This is a genomic window from Candidatus Aeolococcus gillhamiae, assembly GCF_016464765.1.
Taxonomy (GTDB): domain Bacteria; phylum Chloroflexota; class Dormibacteria; order Aeolococcales; family Aeolococcaceae; genus Aeolococcus; species Aeolococcus gillhamiae.
The window spans coordinates 17,795-32,378 of the sequence record NZ_JAEKNS010000067.1; the positions used below are offsets into that span (position 1 = coordinate 17,795).

Below are 14,584 nucleotides of genomic sequence, written 5' to 3' on the forward strand. Positions count from 1 at the left end.
GCCGACGATGACTGCTGCGGCCAGGCGCCGATGCGATCGAGAGTTGCAGCGTGGAGCGGACCGGGTCCATCTGGAGACGTCAGGGGCCAAGCACTCCAATGAGCGGCGGGCTGACGATCACCGTGGGCGGGGGCGACTGGCCGTCGTCGCCATGACTGTTTGTGCGCTTGTCGGCATCGCCGCGTGCGGCTCCAGCGGCGCCGCGAGCAGCCCCACGACCCAGATGATCACAGTCACCTCTGTGGCCTGCGACGGTTCAATAACGACAACGACGACGGCAGCCGCGCAATCCAGCGGCGGCTCTGGCGGCGTCATCGGGCACCCGACCACCCCACAGATCGGCGGCGGGCTGGCAACGCCGACGCCCGTGTCGACTCCCCGCGTGATCCGTGCCGCCGCCCTCCAGCTGACCTCAGCCGACGGTGACTCAACGATCGTCGTGCCGGTGGGGGCATCGATCGGCATCCGCCTCGGGCCGACGAGCGCGCCGTTCTGCTGGTCGGCACCGACCAGCTCCGATCAGCGAATCATCGAGCAGCTCACCAGCAGCTCGGGGAACGATCGCGTCGGGCGCGGGTCCTTCCGGGCGCGCGCCGTCGGGAGCGCCACGCTCGAGGCAAGCATGGACCCGCGGTGCTCTCCAGCGTGCGGCGCCGCTTCGATGGTGTGGCGCGTTCAGGTCCAGGTCACCAGCTACTGACATCTCGAGCGTGTCGTCATCACCCGCGCGGCCGGCGGCGTTCAGAGTGAAGGGGTCCGCGGGGAGCCCGGGAGCTGGGAACAGGTTGCACCAACAGGTGGTCGCCTGAGTCCGTCGGCGGCGAGTCAGGCGTGGGCTCGCGACTGTCCGCGTCCCATGCCGTGCCATGCCATGCCATGAGCCGAGCCTGATGACCTCTCACGATCTCGACTGCTCGCCGCTCGCGGCCAAGCGATCGCCGTCGGCGATTGTCGAACGCCACGCGATTGAGCCCGATCCGCTTCGGAGGGGGCGCCTCGCCAGCCCAGCTGGCCTCGACAGACGTCGCCGGTCACGGAGGCTCGCGGGCGATCAGCTGCCCCTGACGATGGACTGACGAGCGCGACTTGGGCACTCACCGTAGACCTCAGCCGGCTGGCCCACAACCGCTTCGACGTGGCACATGGCCGCCGCGCTCACGGCGCGGCGTCTCGCCGGCCTCCGCTCTCCGCCATGCTGATGGTCGGGGCGACTGGATTCGAACCAGCGACCCCCTGCTCCCAAAGCAGGTGCGCTACCGGGCTGCGCCACGCCCCGACGCTCCTAAAGCATAGGCGGCGAGCGCAGGAGGCGGAGCCGCCGCCACACTTGCGCCCGTGGATCTCCTCGACGTGGTCATCCTGCTCCTGCTGACGTCCGGGCTGTTCTCCGGCTACCGCCGCGGCATCAGCTGGGTCGGGCCCTCCCTGATCGGTTTGGTGGTCGGCATCGTCGTCGGCGCCGCCGCCGCGCCGCCTCTGGCTGCGGTGTTCAGCAAACAGCCCAATGTCCAGCCGCTGATCACGTCTGGCCTGTTCCTGGGGATCGTGCTGATCATCCAGGGCATCGGCACCACCGTCGGCTTTCGAGCGCGGGTGCGCAGCCTGCGCACCCGCTTCGCGCAGTGGGATTCCGCGATGGGCGCGGTGCTCGCCGCCCTCGGTGTCCTGGCCGGCTCTTGGTACCTCGGGCTCACGTTCTCGCAGAGTCCCTGGACCGCGCTCGACACGCAGATCAGCGGCTCGGCGATCGAGAAGGCACTCGACGGCTTCGCCCCGCGACCGCCGGGGTTCCTGGCCACCCTCGAGAACTCTCTGCGCAACAACAGCTTCCCCAACCCGTTCTCGGCCATCGCGCCGATTGCCCCGCCACCCGCGTCGATTCCGCCACTGGTCGACACACCCGGGATCCGCGCCGCCAGGGCAGTGACGTCCAAGGTCGTCGCCTTCGGCTGCGGCGGTGCCGAGGCCGGATCGGCATGGCCCATCGGCAAGGACGACGTGGTCACCAACGCGCACGTGGTCGCCGGATCGCAGCACGTGGAGCTCGACACCACGGATGGCGCGACTCACCCTGCGACAGTCGTGTTCTTCGACCCTGACACCGACGTCGCCGTGCTCCATGTGCCGCACCTCGCCGAGGCAGCGCTGCCGATGGCTTCGACGGACCCGGCGCGAGGCGTCACCGGAGCTGCGATCGGCTATCCGGGAGGACAGAACGAGAAGGTGGTGTCCGCCGAGGTGCGCGGCACCGAGACCGCGCGCGGGTACAACATCTACAACTCGAGCCTCGTGAGCAGGGACATCGAGGTACTCGCCGCGCAGATCATCCCGGGCAACTCCGGGGGACCGCTGGTGGACAAGGCCGGTGTAGTCCAGGGGTTGGTGTTCGCCGCCAGCACCACGGACCCGAGCGAGGGCTACGCGTTGACGATTACCCAGATCGCCGGCGACCTCCAGAAGGGTCTCGGACACACCGAGGAGGTGTCGACGCAGCAGTGCACCAACGCGTGAGCCCGCGGCGTGCTCCGCCACGGAACGGGACCGCCTTCGTGCTCGGCGGGGGCGGCCTGCTCGGCGCCGCCGAGGTGGGCATGGTGCGCGCGCTTCTCGAGCGCGGGATCCGGCCGGACGTCATCGTGGGCACGTCGATCGGGGCCATCAATGGAGCCGCGCTCGCCAGCAACCCTCAGCCGGAGGGTGTCGCTGGCCTCGCACAGCTCTGGCGGGAGGTGACCGCCAGCGGCGTCTTCGCTGGCTCGGTGATCCGGCGGGTGAGCACTCTGGCGCGAACGCGCACCAGCCTGCACAGCAACGCGCCACTGCGCCGGCTTCTGGAGAAGCATCTTCGCATCCAGCGCATCGAGGACCTGCCGGTGCGCTTCGAATGTGTCGCGGCGAGCATCGAGCGTGCCGAGGAGCACTGGTTCGTGCGCGGCCCTCTGGTCGACGCCGTGCTGGCGTCGGCTTCCGCGCCGGGCATCCTGCCGCCGGTGCGCATCGGTGACGAGCACTTCATCGACGGCGGCATCGTCAACTCCATCCCGGTGAGCCGCGCCGTCGAGCTCAAGGCGAAGACGATCTACGTGTGCCACGTGGGCCGCATCGACCGCAGGCTCACCGTACCGCGCCACCCGTTCGAGGTGGGTTTGGTGGCGTTCGAGATCGCGCGACGGCACCGTTTCCATGCAGACATGGCGGCGCTCCCCGAGGACGTCGAGGTGCACGTCCTGCCCACCGGCGACCGCACACCTCCGCGTTACGAGACCCTCGCCAACCTGCGCTACCGCGACTTCTCGCGCGTGGTCGAACGTATCGATGCCGCCCACGCTGCCACCACGCGATACCTCGAGCGCCACGAGCGCGGCGGGTGAGGATTCCACCCCGCCTGGTGCGGCGGCTCCTTCGTGACCCGGCCTTCGTGGCCCTCACCCTCGTCGTCACCCTGCTGTCGCCGCTGCTCCTGGTCATCGCAGCACTGGCGTCGCCTTTCGTGGCCGGACGATGGCGACCTCTGCGCGTGGCGGCCTTCACGATCATCTGGATGCAGCACGAGGTGGCCGGCGTCATCGCCTGCACCGTCCTCTGGATCGGCGCACTGGGTCAGGTGGGGACACCCGCGATGCAGCGTCAGCACTACCGGCTGATGCGCTGGTTCCTGCGCAGCGCTCGGCGCTGGGGCGAGCGACTGCTGCACGTGACCGTGCACATCGACGACGACGGCACTGCCGGCCGCGTGCTCGCCGCGAACGACGGACCGCTGCTGGTCTTGAGCCGCCACTCCGGGCCGGGCGACACCTTCTACCTTGTCGACATGTTGCTCGACCGCTACGGCCGCGAGCCACGCATCGTGATGAAGGAGATCCTCAAGCTCGACCCGGTCATCGACCTCGTCGAGAGCCGGGTACCCAACTATTTCGTGCCACCGCGTCAGCGCCGTCGTGACGGCGCCTGGCAGGAGTCGATCGGCGAGCTCGCGCACGGCATGGGACCGCGCGGCGCCCTGCTGCTCTTCCCCGAGGGCGGCAACTTCACCGAGGAGCGGCGCCGGCGGAGGCTGCTGCGACTCCTTCGACGCGGCCGCCGCCGCGAGGCCGCACGCGCGGCGACGCTGCACCACGTCATCGCGCCGGAGCCGGGGGGCGCCCTCACCGCCCTGGCTGCCGCGGAGGACGCCGACGTGATCCTCGTCGCCCATGGCGGCCTCTCCGGTCTCGGGGACGGCGGCGGTCTCTTCCGGCGGGCGCCGATCGACCAGGTCTTCCGCGTGCACCTCTGGTACATCGGCCGAGCCGAGATCCCCAACGGCGACCAGGCGCAGCAGCGGTGGCTGCTCGACTGCTGGCAGCGCCTCGACGAATGGGTCGCCGCGGACCAGGCGAGCGGAGCGTCAGAGGAACAGGGTGGCGACCAGCGCGAGGGCAGCCGCGCCCATGAGTAACGTGGCCAGCCAGACCAGTCCGTTGCTCCACGGTCCACTGCGCCGGTCGCCCATCACGGAGCGGTCGCGCGCGAGAAGGGCGATCAACACCAGGATGGGGGGCGCGACAACACCATTGATGATCGCGGTCACCACCAGCGCCTTGATGGGGTCGATGTTGAGGAAGTTCATCAGTAGGCCGCCGATAATCGCGATCACGATCAGCAGGTAGAAGGTCGGCCGGTGCGACGGCTTCTCGTGCATGCTGCCCCGGAAGCCGAAGAACTCCTTCACCGCATACGCGGCGCTGCCCGTCAGAACCGGGATGGCGAGCAGCCCGGTCCCGATCATGCCCGCGGAGAAGAGCACGAACGCAAACGGGCCGGCGAGTGGACGCAGGGCGTCGGCGGCCTGCTGCGCGGTCTGAATGTTGGTGTTGCCGGAGGCATGGATCACAGATCCGGAGGTGAGAATGATGCAGTACATGACCAGTTGCGAGAAGAGCATCCCGATGAAGACGTCGATGCGGGCGGCATGCAGTTCCTTGTGGGTGACACCGCGGCGTTCCTTCTCGGTGTGGGCGCCGGCGGCCTTCATCTCCTCCACCTCGCTCGAGGCCTGCCAGAAGAACAGATAGGGGCTGATCGTGGTGCCGAGGACGGCGACCACGATCCCGATGAAATTCTTGTTGAACTCGACATGCGGGACGAACGTTGCTTTCAGGGTTTCGAGCAGCGGCGGATGCACCACGAAGACGGTGATGACGTACGCGAACAGCGCCAGCGTGAGCAGCTTGAAGACGCGAAAGATCGTCGCGTACGCGAGGCGCAGCTGCATGAACCCGATGAGGAGGGCCACCGGGACCACCAGCCATGCGGGCTGAATGTGTCCGCGTGACAGCAGGCCGCCCGCGGCGCCAACCGCCCCGAGGTCGGCGCCGACGTTCACGGTGTTGGCGGTGAAGACGGCCACGATGCAGACGCCCACCACCCAGGTGGGAAACTTGCGACGCAGCGAGGTGCCGAGCCCGACGCCAGTGTGGAGAGCGATGCGCGCGCACGCCTCCTGCACCGCGACCATCAACGGGAAGGTGAACAGGGCCAGCCAGAGCGTGCCGAAACCGAACTGGCTGCCGGCCTGTGAGTAGGTGCCGATCCCCGACGGGTCGTCGTCGGAAGCGCCAGTGATCAGCCCCGGGCCGAGGAGCTGAAGGGCGCCCTTCGGCCCCTGCGCCAGCGCGTCGTCCAGGGTCGTCCTGCCGGCCGGAGGGCCGCCGGTGGCCGACTCGCCGGCGGTGTCCTTGATGACCTCCGGGGCGCCGCCGGGGTGCGTCGCGGCACCGACGACCGCGCGAATCGGATCCGGACCCTCGTCAGCGCGGGCGGCCTCCTGGTCACCCCGAACTGCCGTACGTGTCCTCGTGCGGGCCATTCCCTCGCGATGATACACACGATGTCATGATTTATGAGCGTGGAGACTCCGACTTCGATCAGTGGACGAGCCTGACCAGCGCGGTGGTCGCCACCGCCGCAGCCACGACCACCAGGAAGGGTGCCCGAACCAGGACTGCCGCCAGCGCCGCAACCACCCCGGCAAGGCGGGCGTCGACGCTGATCCGCGTGCCGCTGGTCAGGGTCTGAACGGCCACCAGCGTCGCCAGCAACGCGATCGGCAGCAGTTCGGCGATGCGCCGCACGCGCCGGTTGGCGAGAAGCTCGCGCGGCACCGACAGGCCGGCCAGCTTGAGCGCGTAGCAGCCGGCCGAGCCGAGCAGCACCGCGAACCACATCTCAGGCATCCTCCCCGTCAGTGCCGAGCTCGGCCAGCGGCGTCTCACTGCTACGCGCCGCGACCGCGCCGGTCACGATCGCTACCAGCGCCGCCACCAGCACGGGGCCGCCCACCAGGAGGAGGGGGACGCTGGCCATGGCGATCGCGGCCGCCAGCACCGCCACGCCCAGCGCCGATCGATTCCGGACACGCGGCGCGAGGAGCGCGAGGAACGCCGCCGGGGCGGCGGCGTCCAGCCCGACCGCCCGCGGGTCGGGCAGCGCGTGGGCGCCCAGGGCGCCGACGAGCGTGCCGAGGTTCCAGAGTAGGTAGACAGCCGCGCCGGTGGCCCAGAAACCGAGGCGGTTGGCGCGGTCGCTGTCGTGCCCGAGGCTCATCGCGGTGCTCTCGTCGATGACCAACTGCGCCGCCAGGAGCTTGTGCGGTCCGCGCACCCCGAGCACAGAGGCCAGCCGCAATCCGTAGAAGGTGTTGCGCGTGCCCAGGAGAACGGCTGTGGCGACGGCGGCGAGCGAGCCGCCGCCCGAGCCGAGCACACCGACAAGCGCGTACTGCGAGGCGCCGGTGAACATGGCCAGCGAGAGCACGCACGTTTGCAACACCGAGAGCCCTGCAGCCGTGGCCACCGCGCCGAAGGAGAGCGCGTACGCCCCGGTGGCGATGCCGATCCCGGCCGCGTTGCGGAGCACCCCGCTGCGGACCGTTCGCCATGAAGCCGGTGCCGTCTCCTCCATCGCGGCAACGCTAGCGGTTGCCGCCCGCCTCGCAGGTGGCGCCATCGGCTGCAACTGTGGTTGCATCAGCGCGCATGAGAGAGACAGCCGCCGCACGGACCGAAGAGCGGCCGGTCAGCACCGCCTCTCGACGCCACTTCATCACCCTGCACGGTCAGCGCCTCGCCTATCTCGAGGCCGGCCAGGGGCCACCGCTTCTGCTCATCCACGGGATTGACGAGGCAGCCTGGGCCTGGGAGGTGATCATCCCCGCCCTGGCACGTCGCCACCGGGTGATCGCGCCCGACCTCCTCGGCCACGGCCGTTCGGCCAAGCCGCGCGGTGACTACTCGCTGGGTAACCAAGCGACGCTGATGCGCGACCTGATGATCTCGCTCGACATCGAGCACGCCACCCTGGTCGGCCACTCGCTCGGCGGTGGCATCACCATGCAGTTCGCCTACCAGTACCCAGAGCGATGCGAGCGCATGGTCCTGGTCGCCAGCGGCGGCCTCGGTCAGGACGTCACCTTCCTGCTGCGCAGCCTGGGTTTGCCCGGTGCCGACGTCGTCGCGCCGCTCTTCCTGTCGAACATCACGCGTGACATGATGCTCGGCACCGCGCGCTGGCTCGGGCGTCGCGGGCTGAAGGCAAGCCCCGGGCAGAAGGCGATGTGGCGCAGCTACGCGGGCCTGACCGAACCGGCGACGCGTGACGCCTTCATCGCCACTGTGCGCGCCGTCATCGATCAGCGCGGACAGCGGGTCTCGGTGCTCGAGCGCCTGTACCTGGCCCGCAGCATGCCCACCCTGCTGGTCTGGGGCGAGAACGACCGCGTCATCCCGGTGAGCCACGCACACAGCGCCCACGAGGAGATGCCCGGCAGCCGCCTCGAGATCATCGCCGATGCCGGGCACTTCGTGCAGCTGGAGAAGCCGCAGCGCGTCGCCGCGCTCATCCTCGACTTCCTGGCCACCACCAAGCCGGCACGCATCACAGCCCAGGACATGCGCGAGGTGATGCGCACGCACCGGCCCAAGCACCACTGACCTCAGCGGGATTCAGCCCCGCTGGATCGGTCCAGTGGCGACGGCCTCGAAGGCGCTGCCCGGGACGCCCTTGAGCTGGTTGAGGTCGTTGTCGAGCCACCGTGAGTCGGTGGCGCCGCTGACAAACCAGCTGCTGCCGTTGTCGGCGACGATCATCCCGTACCGTTTCAGCGCGGTCAGGATCACCAGCGCCTCACCCTGGAACGGCGTCAGGTCGAACGAGGCTTTGAGCCGGAAGCGCGCACCCATCGGCGGGTCCGTCGCATTGGCAACCCCGGCCTGGTGCGTGGCGGGATGGATGAAGCCGTTCTGGGTCTCGTTGACGGTGAACCGCAACGCGTGGCTGATGACGCCGGCGGCCACCTCGTCATACCGGACGAGGCCAGGCAGGATGGGGAGGCCGGCGGCGTCGGCGGACGTCCACCCGTCCGGCCGCAGCGCGTTGCTGCCGAGGTTGAACACCGCTCCCGACGCTGCGTCCCACCCGTTGCCGCGCTGGTGCGCGCTGTACATCTCGTAGAGGTGGCAGTTGCCGGAGTCGACGACGAGCACGTGTGCGTCGCTGCCGACTTCCACGGGTGCGTTGAGTGGTACCGGGTACGGGCCGGGATCGCTCTCGCTGCCGTACGCGGTGAATGTGATCGGCACCATCGGTTGGTTGCCCGGCACCACGATGTACGGGATCCCGTACGACGGGTCGGAGCCGAAGTCAGGATGCAGGAACTGACGGGATGAGTCGATGCGGGCCACGTACGCGGTCGAGTTGGGGTCGACCGGCGCCGTGGAGATGTCCTGGTTCCACGCGTTGCTGGACGGGAACACCGCGCACCCTCCGATGGTCGGACCCCACCCGGTGCGCAGCGTGATCGGCCCTGGCGCGGACCGAGGACGCTGTGTCGGCGATCGCGTCACCGTCACCCTTGCTGTTGGCGGTGCTGCGGTCGGCGTTGCGGTCGGCGCTGGCGTTGCCGTGTGCTTGACCGGGTCGGCGGTCCAGCGCAGCGCGGCCGGCGATGCTGAGCTGCGCGGCACGATGACGGCGTTGCTGCCGCAGCCCGCGATGATCAGTGCGCACGGCACGGTCAGCAGGCGATGACCCATACAGGCATCATCACCCGATCGGGATGTTCGGTTGTGACGGTCCGGTAACGGGCGGGTGCGCGTGTCGATTGGGGATCGGTGTCATCACCGCCATGCCAAACGCCGTGCCGGGAAAGGGAATCGAACCCTTACGCCCTTACGAGCACAGCGCCCTGAACGCTGCGTGTCTACCAGTTCCACCACCCCGGCGAGCGACGGCGGCCACCGATCCTAGCAGGCGGCTGGTTTCAGCCCCGATGCCAGCTGGCGATGTTGTTGAACCTGGCTCCGCCCGCCCCCACCGGTGGAACGCTCACGGTGATCCCCGGTCGCACCACCAGCGACAGCTCCGGTGTCTCGAGGAACACCGCAGGCAGGTCGTCCGCCAGCTGCGACGACACCGCCGCCGCAGCCGTCACCCGTGTGGCCGTGTCCGAGAGCGTGGTCAGGCGATCCAGTGCCTGGTCGAGGAAGGGGTCGACCTGGCCTCCCGAGACGTTGAAGCCCGTCGGTGGCACCGCGGTCGATCGCCAGAAGGAGCTGACGTCGGGGTCGGGGCCGTTGTCCCAGTCCGCGACCGCCATGTCGTACCCACCCGCGCTGACCAGGAGCTGCCGCAGCGCCATGGTGGGCATGGTGACGACCTCGGTGGCGATGCCCAGGCGCGCCAGCTGCAGGGTGATGCCGGCGGCCACGTCGGGAAGCGGGATGACGTCGGCGACGGCGAGCCGGAGGTGCAGCCGGGTGGCGCCGTGGACGCGGACCCCGTCAAGACCGGGGGTCCACCCTGCCGCATCCAGCGCGCTGACCGCGACGGCCAGGTTGGCCGCGGAGGCGGCCTGCTTGGACGCCGCCCAGGCGATCCCTTGGGAGACCGCGCCGGTCTGGGCGACCCCCATACCCCGGAGCGGACCCGCCACCAGCGCGCTTCGGTCGATCGACGCGGCGATCGCTCCGCGCACCGCCGCGTCCGCAAGGATCCCCCGCTCGTTGAAGAGCAGGTCCACGAATCGGAACGTCTCGATGTTGTGCACTGTGCCGCCGGCCGCCGCGAGCTCAGCGCGCTGCAGGGGGTCGCCGGCCAGCACGCCGTCGACGCTGCCGGCGCGGAAGGCGGCGGCAGCATCGGCGAAGCTGGCATACAGGTCGATCTCGACCTGGTTGAGGTGCGGGGCGGCGGCCGCGTGTGGATTGGGGAAGAGTGTCACGGTGGCGGACGTCGTGCTCACCACCTGGAAGGCACCGGAGGTGGCCATCGGGATCGCCGCCGACTGGGGCAGGGCGCGCGCCCCGGCGGCCGAGAGCGCACCCAGCGGCAGGACGGGCAGCTGGGTCAGCTGCGCCGGGAAGGAGGCACGCGGACCGGCGAGGTCGAAGCTCACACCGTCGCCCACAGCGCGGACGTGGACGTCCCGCCAGGGCGCTGCGGTGACCGCGTCACCGAAACCGGGCGATTGCACCCAGGACACTGTGGCGAGGACGTCGGCAACCGCTAGCCGGCGTCCATCAGACCACTGCTGACCGGTGCGGAATGGCAGGTGATAGGTGAGGCCGTCTTGGCTGACGCTGTACGAGGTAGCGAGGTCGGCCACCGGGACCGCGCGGTTGTCGAGACGCAGCAGCCGTCGATACAGCAGCGAACCGAGGTCGCGAACCGACGGATCGGTGGCGCCGACCAGCGGGTTCAGGGAGATCGGTCGCTCGTCGCTGACCATGCCCTCGCGGTAATCCGGGGTGGCCGCCCTGAGATGGGACAGAGCGCTGACCCCGAGCACGCTGGCGGCCACGACCACCAGGATGAGCACCGCGCCGATCTCGGCGCGGCGGTGAGGACGCGCTAATGGGCGCCGACGTACGTCTGGACGATGGACACCGCGACGAACAGGAGGATGAACACGATCGTCACCCTCAGCAGGCTTGCCTCCAGCCCGCGACGGCGGCGATAGCCGCCACCCGAGTCCCCACCGCCCCCGATCGTCCCGCCCAGCCCGGTCGCCTTCGGCGTCTGGAGCAACACGCCAAGCATCACGAGCACTCCGAGCACGTCCTGGGCGACGGCGAAACCGACCTTCACGCAACGAGACCTCCTGGTGCCACGGACCGGGAGTATACGGGCCGGGCGCGGATTGAACCCCGCGGGCAGCGTCGACTCATACTGCTTTGTGTATTCTCTGTTGCCAATGCGAGCCCTGGCTTCCATCGCCCTCAGCGCGGTCCTGATGGCCGGGTGTGGACAGCCAACGCCGGCTCGCCTCGGTCCGGACGGCTCAGTCGCGCCGCCGCGGCTGCTCTCCCCGGCGTCACCCGTCGCCTCCGGTGCCGACGTGGTCACCGTTCTCCGCAGCGGAGAGCCCACCTTCACCGAACTGCGCCGCCTCATCGACGAGGCGCGCCGCACCGTCGACGTCGAGGTCTACGAGTTCGGCCGCGCCGACCTGGCGTCGTCGCTGGCCGCTGCGCATGGCCGCGGTGTCGCGGTCACCATGATCGCCGACCCGTCGGAGCTGGCGACCGTGGCGACAGCCCAGACGCTGCGCGCGTCCGGCGTCGACGTCGTCGACTATCCGGTCCGCGCGCGGATGATCGACCACGTCAAGCTCCTCGTCGTCGACGGCGTCGTCGCCGCCGTGGGAGGCATCAACTGGGGCGCGCGATCGGCCGCCAACCACGATTTCGACGTTGAGGTTCGCGGGCCCGCTGTTGCCAACCTGGGTCGCGTTTTCGTCCGCGACCTGGTGACGTGCGGGCGCCCCGCGGTGGTACCGGAGGCCCTACTCGACCCCGCTGTGGTGGTCGGCGCGACCCTGCCCGGCGCCGAGATCCTGCCCATGGTGCTCGGAGCCATCGACGGCGCGCGGCGCAGTCTCGACGTGGCCATGTACACGCTGACCGACGCGCAGGTGGTGGCTGCCATGGAAGGCGCGCTGGCACGCGGAGTCGCGGTGCGCGTGCTGCTCGACCCGGCGCAGAGGGCGAGCGACCCATCCGCCGCGTCGTTGCGCGCGCACGGCGTGGCCGTCCGCCTCTACCGCAGCGCTGGCGAGAAGCTCCACGCCAAGGCCGCGATCGTCGACGGCTCGACAGTCGTGATGGGAAGCGCCAACTGGACGGTCAGCGGTTTCGAGCACAACCACGAGCTCGACGTGACCATCCCTGCGAACCCGCGGCTGGCGTCGTCGTTCACGGAGCAGTTCGACAGTGACTGGACAGCCAGCGGCTGAGCCGGCAGCGACCCGTCAGAAGAGGCTGCGGCCGGTCATCTCGTCGGGGACATCCACTCCCATCGCGGTCAGCACGGTGGGCGCGACGTCGGCGAGGCCTGCGCCCTCGCGCAGGGCGGTGGCACCGGTGCCGCAGACGATCACCGGCACCGGGCTGGTTGTATGCGCCGTCAACGGCGAGTCGTCCCGGGGATCGACCTTGTGCTCGGCGTTGCCGTGGTCGGCGGTGATCAGCAGCCCGCCGGCGGCGGCTTTCACGGCTGCGTCGATGCGATCGAGGCAGCCGTCGACGACCTCGACCGCGCGCACGGTGGCCTCGAACACGCCGGTGTGACCAACCATGTCCGGGTTGGCGAAGTTGACCACGATGAGGTCGTCATGAGCGCTCTCCAGATGCTCAACCACCGCGTCGGTGACCTCCACAGCGCTCATCGCCGGGGTGGTGTCGTAGGTGGCCACGCGCGGCGACGGAACCAGCAGCCGCTCCTCCCCGCTGAACGGTTCCTCGCGTCCCCCGTTGATGAAGTACGTCACGTGCGCGTACTTCTCGGTCTCGGCGACGTGGAACTGCCGCAGGCCGGCTGCGCTGACCTCCTCGGCAAACGTGTGGAAGACGTCCTGGCGCGGGAATGCCACGTCGGCGGCGAGGTCGCGCGCGTACTCGGTGAACGTCACGAAGTGGAGGTCCTCGAGCACCCGCGAGCGCTCGAAACCGGTGAACTCCACGTCCACCAGCGCGTGGCTGAGCTGGCGGGCCCGGTCGGGACGGAAGTTGAAGAACACGACCGAGTCGCCGTTCTCGATGTGCACCGGTTGGGCCCCGCCGCCGGCGATGGAAGCAGGAGGGAGAAACTCGTCGGTGACGTCGCGCGCGTACTCCGACTCGATGTACTCCACCGGGTCAGCCACCACCGCGCCGCTGCCGGTGCCGGCGATCTGCTCGTAGGCGAGCTGGGTGCGTTCCCAGCGTGTGTCCCTGTCCATCGCGTAGTAGCGTCCGGTCACGGTCACCACCCGGCCGCAGCCTGCGGATCGCAGGTCGTCCACGAAGGTGCGCATGAAGCCGGCCGCGCTCGTCGGGGGCTCGTCGCGGCCGTCGGTGAAGGCGTGGAAGTACACGCGTTCGAGCCCGCGGCGGCGCGCCATCACAGCCAGGGCGACAGCATGCCTCTGGTCGCTGTGCACGCCGCCTGGAGATACCAGGCCCATGCAGTGCAGTGTCGTTCCCCGCTGCAGCGCAGCGTCGACGGCGTCGCAGAGGACCACGTTGTCGAAGAAGCTGCCGTCGGCGACGGCACGGTTGATGCGCGTCAGCGGCTGAAAGATCACCCGGCCGGCGCCGATGGTGAGGTGACCGACCTCCGAATTGCCCTGCTGACCGCCGGGAAGGCCCACAGCCTCGCCGCTGGCGGCGACGGTCGTCCAGGGACATGTGTTCATCAGCCGATCCATCGTCGGCGTGGCGGCGGCCGCGATGGCGTTGCCGAAGGCGTCGTCGGACTGCCCCCAGCCGTCGAGCACGGCGAGGACGAACGGGCGCACCGCACTCACCGCGCCAAGGCCGCCAGTGCAGCCGCGGCGACAATGTCTGCGAACAACTCCGGCTTGAGGCTGGCGCCGCCGATGAGGCCGCCGTCGATGCCGGCGCGGCTGAACAGCTCGGCGGCGTTGTCGGCGGTGACGCTGCCGCCGTACAGCACGCGGGGCGATTCGCCCGCGCGAGCGCTGACCGCGGCGCGGATGTGGGCGCACACCTCCTCCGCCTGCGCGGGGCTGGCGGTCCGCCCGGTGCCGATCGCCCAGACGGGCTCGTATGCGATCACCCATTCATCCGCGGGCGGTGGAGCATCGATCTCGGCGAGCACGGCCTCGAGCTGGCGATCGACCACCGGGACGGTTCGTCCCTCGTCACGCTCGGTCTCGGTCTCCCCCACCGCGAGGATGACCATGAGCCCGTGGCGACGTGCCGCCGCGAACTTGTGGGCCGTCTGCGCGTCGGTCTCGCCGAAAAGGTGGCGTCGCTCGGAGTGCCCGACCAAGACGAGGTCGCACCAACCGGCGAGCATCGGTGGCGAGATCTCCCCGGTGTACGCGCCGCCCTCCTCCCAGAACACGTCCTGGGCACCGAGGAGGATCGAGCTCGCCGCAAGCACCTCCCGAACCGGCCAGAGATGCACGAACGGGGGCAGCACAGCCACGTCGACAGTGCCTTCGGCGCCGCATCGTTCGAGGACCGCACGTGCCAGCGCCACCCCGTCTGGGATGGTGGTGTTCATCTTCCAGTTGCCAGCGACCATCGGCCGTCGTCGCGAG

General features: G+C 69.8%; 14 protein-coding genes and 2 tRNA genes. 6 read left to right on the top strand and 10 right to left on the bottom strand.

What is annotated here, in order from left to right:
* The first annotated feature begins 151 nt into the window (after nt 1-151).
* The gene (locus JF886_RS05980) at nt 152-700 is read left to right on the top strand and encodes a hypothetical protein (RefSeq protein WP_337310564.1); all 549 of its coding nucleotides are present in this window, start codon (nt 152-154) and stop codon (nt 698-700) included.
* A gap of 499 nt (nt 701-1,199) precedes the next feature.
* Here the strand turns inward: JF886_RS05980 and JF886_RS05985 are convergent.
* A tRNA-Pro gene (locus JF886_RS05985) sits at nt 1,200-1,276 on the bottom strand.
* A gap of 59 nt (nt 1,277-1,335) precedes the next feature.
* On the opposite strand from JF886_RS05985, the gene JF886_RS05990 reads away from it, so the two are divergent.
* The 3 genes from JF886_RS05990 to JF886_RS06000 are packed head-to-tail and all read left to right on the top strand — an operon-like array spanning nt 1,336 to nt 4,438.
* On the top strand, nt 1,336-2,511 hold the full coding sequence (locus JF886_RS05990) for a MarP family serine protease (RefSeq protein ID WP_337310566.1): 1,176 nt from the start codon (nt 1,336-1,338) through the stop codon (nt 2,509-2,511).
* The gene (locus JF886_RS05995) at nt 2,508-3,371 is read left to right on the top strand and encodes a patatin-like phospholipase family protein (RefSeq protein WP_337310568.1); all 864 of its coding nucleotides are present in this window, start codon (nt 2,508-2,510) and stop codon (nt 3,369-3,371) included. The genes JF886_RS05990 and JF886_RS05995 overlap by 4 nt, the downstream gene beginning before the upstream one ends.
* Nucleotides 3,368-4,438: a 1-acyl-sn-glycerol-3-phosphate acyltransferase gene (locus tag JF886_RS06000; RefSeq protein ID WP_337310570.1), complete on the top strand. Its 1,071-nt coding sequence runs from the start codon at nt 3,368-3,370 to the stop codon at nt 4,436-4,438. Before JF886_RS05995 ends, JF886_RS06000 begins: the two co-directional genes overlap by 4 nt.
* Here JF886_RS06000 and JF886_RS06005 read toward each other — a convergent pair.
* Genes JF886_RS06005 through JF886_RS06015 form a run of 3 tightly spaced genes read right to left on the bottom strand, consistent with a single transcriptional unit; the run spans nt 4,388 to nt 6,942 of the window.
* Nucleotides 4,388-5,848: an Nramp family divalent metal transporter gene (locus JF886_RS06005; RefSeq protein WP_337310572.1), complete on the bottom strand. Its 1,461-nt coding sequence runs from the start codon at nt 5,846-5,848 to the stop codon at nt 4,388-4,390. The genes JF886_RS06000 and JF886_RS06005 overlap by 51 nt on opposite strands.
* A gap of 58 nt (nt 5,849-5,906) precedes the next feature.
* Nucleotides 5,907-6,215, bottom strand: a complete 309-nt coding sequence (locus JF886_RS06010) for an AzlD domain-containing protein (protein WP_502711401.1) — start codon at nt 6,213-6,215, stop codon at nt 5,907-5,909.
* Nucleotides 6,208-6,942 carry an AzlC family ABC transporter permease gene (locus tag JF886_RS06015; protein WP_337310574.1) on the bottom strand — a complete coding sequence of 245 codons (735 nt, stop codon included), beginning with the start codon at nt 6,940-6,942 and terminating at the stop codon, nt 6,208-6,210. Before JF886_RS06015 ends, JF886_RS06010 begins: the two co-directional genes overlap by 8 nt.
* A 74-nt stretch (nt 6,943-7,016) precedes the next feature.
* On the opposite strand from JF886_RS06015, the gene JF886_RS06020 reads away from it, so the two are divergent.
* Nucleotides 7,017-7,970 carry an alpha/beta fold hydrolase gene (locus JF886_RS06020; RefSeq protein ID WP_337310576.1) on the top strand — a complete coding sequence of 318 codons (954 nt, stop codon included), beginning with the start codon at nt 7,017-7,019 and terminating at the stop codon, nt 7,968-7,970.
* Between the two features lie 12 nt (nt 7,971-7,982).
* Here the strand turns inward: JF886_RS06020 and JF886_RS06025 are convergent, their stop codons facing one another.
* The 4 genes from JF886_RS06025 to secG form a co-directional block, all read right to left on the bottom strand.
* On the bottom strand, nt 7,983-9,071 hold the full coding sequence (locus JF886_RS06025; RefSeq protein WP_337310578.1) for a hypothetical protein: 1,089 nt from the start codon (nt 9,069-9,071) through the stop codon (nt 7,983-7,985).
* Nucleotides 9,072-9,176: 105 nt separating this feature from the next.
* A tRNA-Leu gene (locus tag JF886_RS06030) sits at nt 9,177-9,260 on the bottom strand.
* A gap of 38 nt (nt 9,261-9,298) precedes the next feature.
* Nucleotides 9,299-10,855 (bottom strand): ABC transporter substrate-binding protein, encoded by a 1,557-nt coding sequence (locus JF886_RS06035; RefSeq protein ID WP_337310580.1) that lies wholly within the window; start codon nt 10,853-10,855, stop codon nt 9,299-9,301.
* A 32-nt stretch (nt 10,856-10,887) separates the two neighbouring features.
* Nucleotides 10,888-11,124 carry a preprotein translocase subunit SecG gene (gene secG / locus JF886_RS06040; protein WP_337310582.1) on the bottom strand — a complete coding sequence of 79 codons (237 nt, stop codon included), beginning with the start codon at nt 11,122-11,124 and terminating at the stop codon, nt 10,888-10,890.
* Nucleotides 11,125-11,230: 106 nt separating this feature from the next.
* Between secG and JF886_RS06045 the strand changes: the two genes are divergently transcribed.
* Nucleotides 11,231-12,271 (top strand): phospholipase D-like domain-containing protein, encoded by a 1,041-nt coding sequence (locus JF886_RS06045; RefSeq protein ID WP_337310584.1) that lies wholly within the window; start codon nt 11,231-11,233, stop codon nt 12,269-12,271.
* 15 nt (nt 12,272-12,286) lie between these two features.
* On the opposite strand, the gene gpmI is transcribed toward JF886_RS06045, so the two are convergent.
* Together gpmI and tpiA are read right to left on the bottom strand one after the other, a co-directional pair.
* The gene (gene gpmI, locus JF886_RS06050) at nt 12,287-13,822 is read right to left on the bottom strand and encodes a 2,3-bisphosphoglycerate-independent phosphoglycerate mutase (RefSeq protein WP_337310586.1); all 1,536 of its coding nucleotides are present in this window, start codon (nt 13,820-13,822) and stop codon (nt 12,287-12,289) included.
* Nucleotides 13,819-14,568, bottom strand: coding sequence for a triose-phosphate isomerase (tpiA, locus tag JF886_RS06055; RefSeq protein WP_337310588.1), 750 nt, complete (start codon nt 14,566-14,568; stop codon nt 13,819-13,821). The genes gpmI and tpiA overlap by 4 nt, the downstream gene beginning before the upstream one ends.
* Nucleotides 14,569-14,584: the final 16 nt, after the last annotated feature.

Bases quoted from the DNA above. Each gene is read 5' to 3' on its own strand.
- JF886_RS06025 (WP_337310578.1), bottom strand. From the start codon at position 9,071: ATGGGTCATCGCCTGCTGACCGTGCCGTGCGCACTGATCATCGCGGGC.
- tpiA (WP_337310588.1), bottom strand. From the start codon at position 14,568: ATGGTCGCTGGCAACTGGAAGATGAACACCACCATCCCAGACGGGGTG.
- JF886_RS05980 (WP_337310564.1), top strand. From the start codon at position 152: ATGACTGTTTGTGCGCTTGTCGGCATCGCCGCGTGCGGCTCCAGCGGC.
- JF886_RS06005 (WP_337310572.1), bottom strand. From the start codon at position 5,848: ATGGCCCGCACGAGGACACGTACGGCAGTTCGGGGTGACCAGGAGGCC.
- JF886_RS06010 (WP_502711401.1), bottom strand. From the start codon at position 6,215: ATGCCTGAGATGTGGTTCGCGGTGCTGCTCGGCTCGGCCGGCTGCTAC.
- JF886_RS06045 (WP_337310584.1), top strand. From the start codon at position 11,231: ATGCGAGCCCTGGCTTCCATCGCCCTCAGCGCGGTCCTGATGGCCGGG.
- JF886_RS06020 (WP_337310576.1), top strand. From the start codon at position 7,017: ATGAGAGAGACAGCCGCCGCACGGACCGAAGAGCGGCCGGTCAGCACC.
- JF886_RS06015 (WP_337310574.1), bottom strand. From the start codon at position 6,942: ATGGAGGAGACGGCACCGGCTTCATGGCGAACGGTCCGCAGCGGGGTG.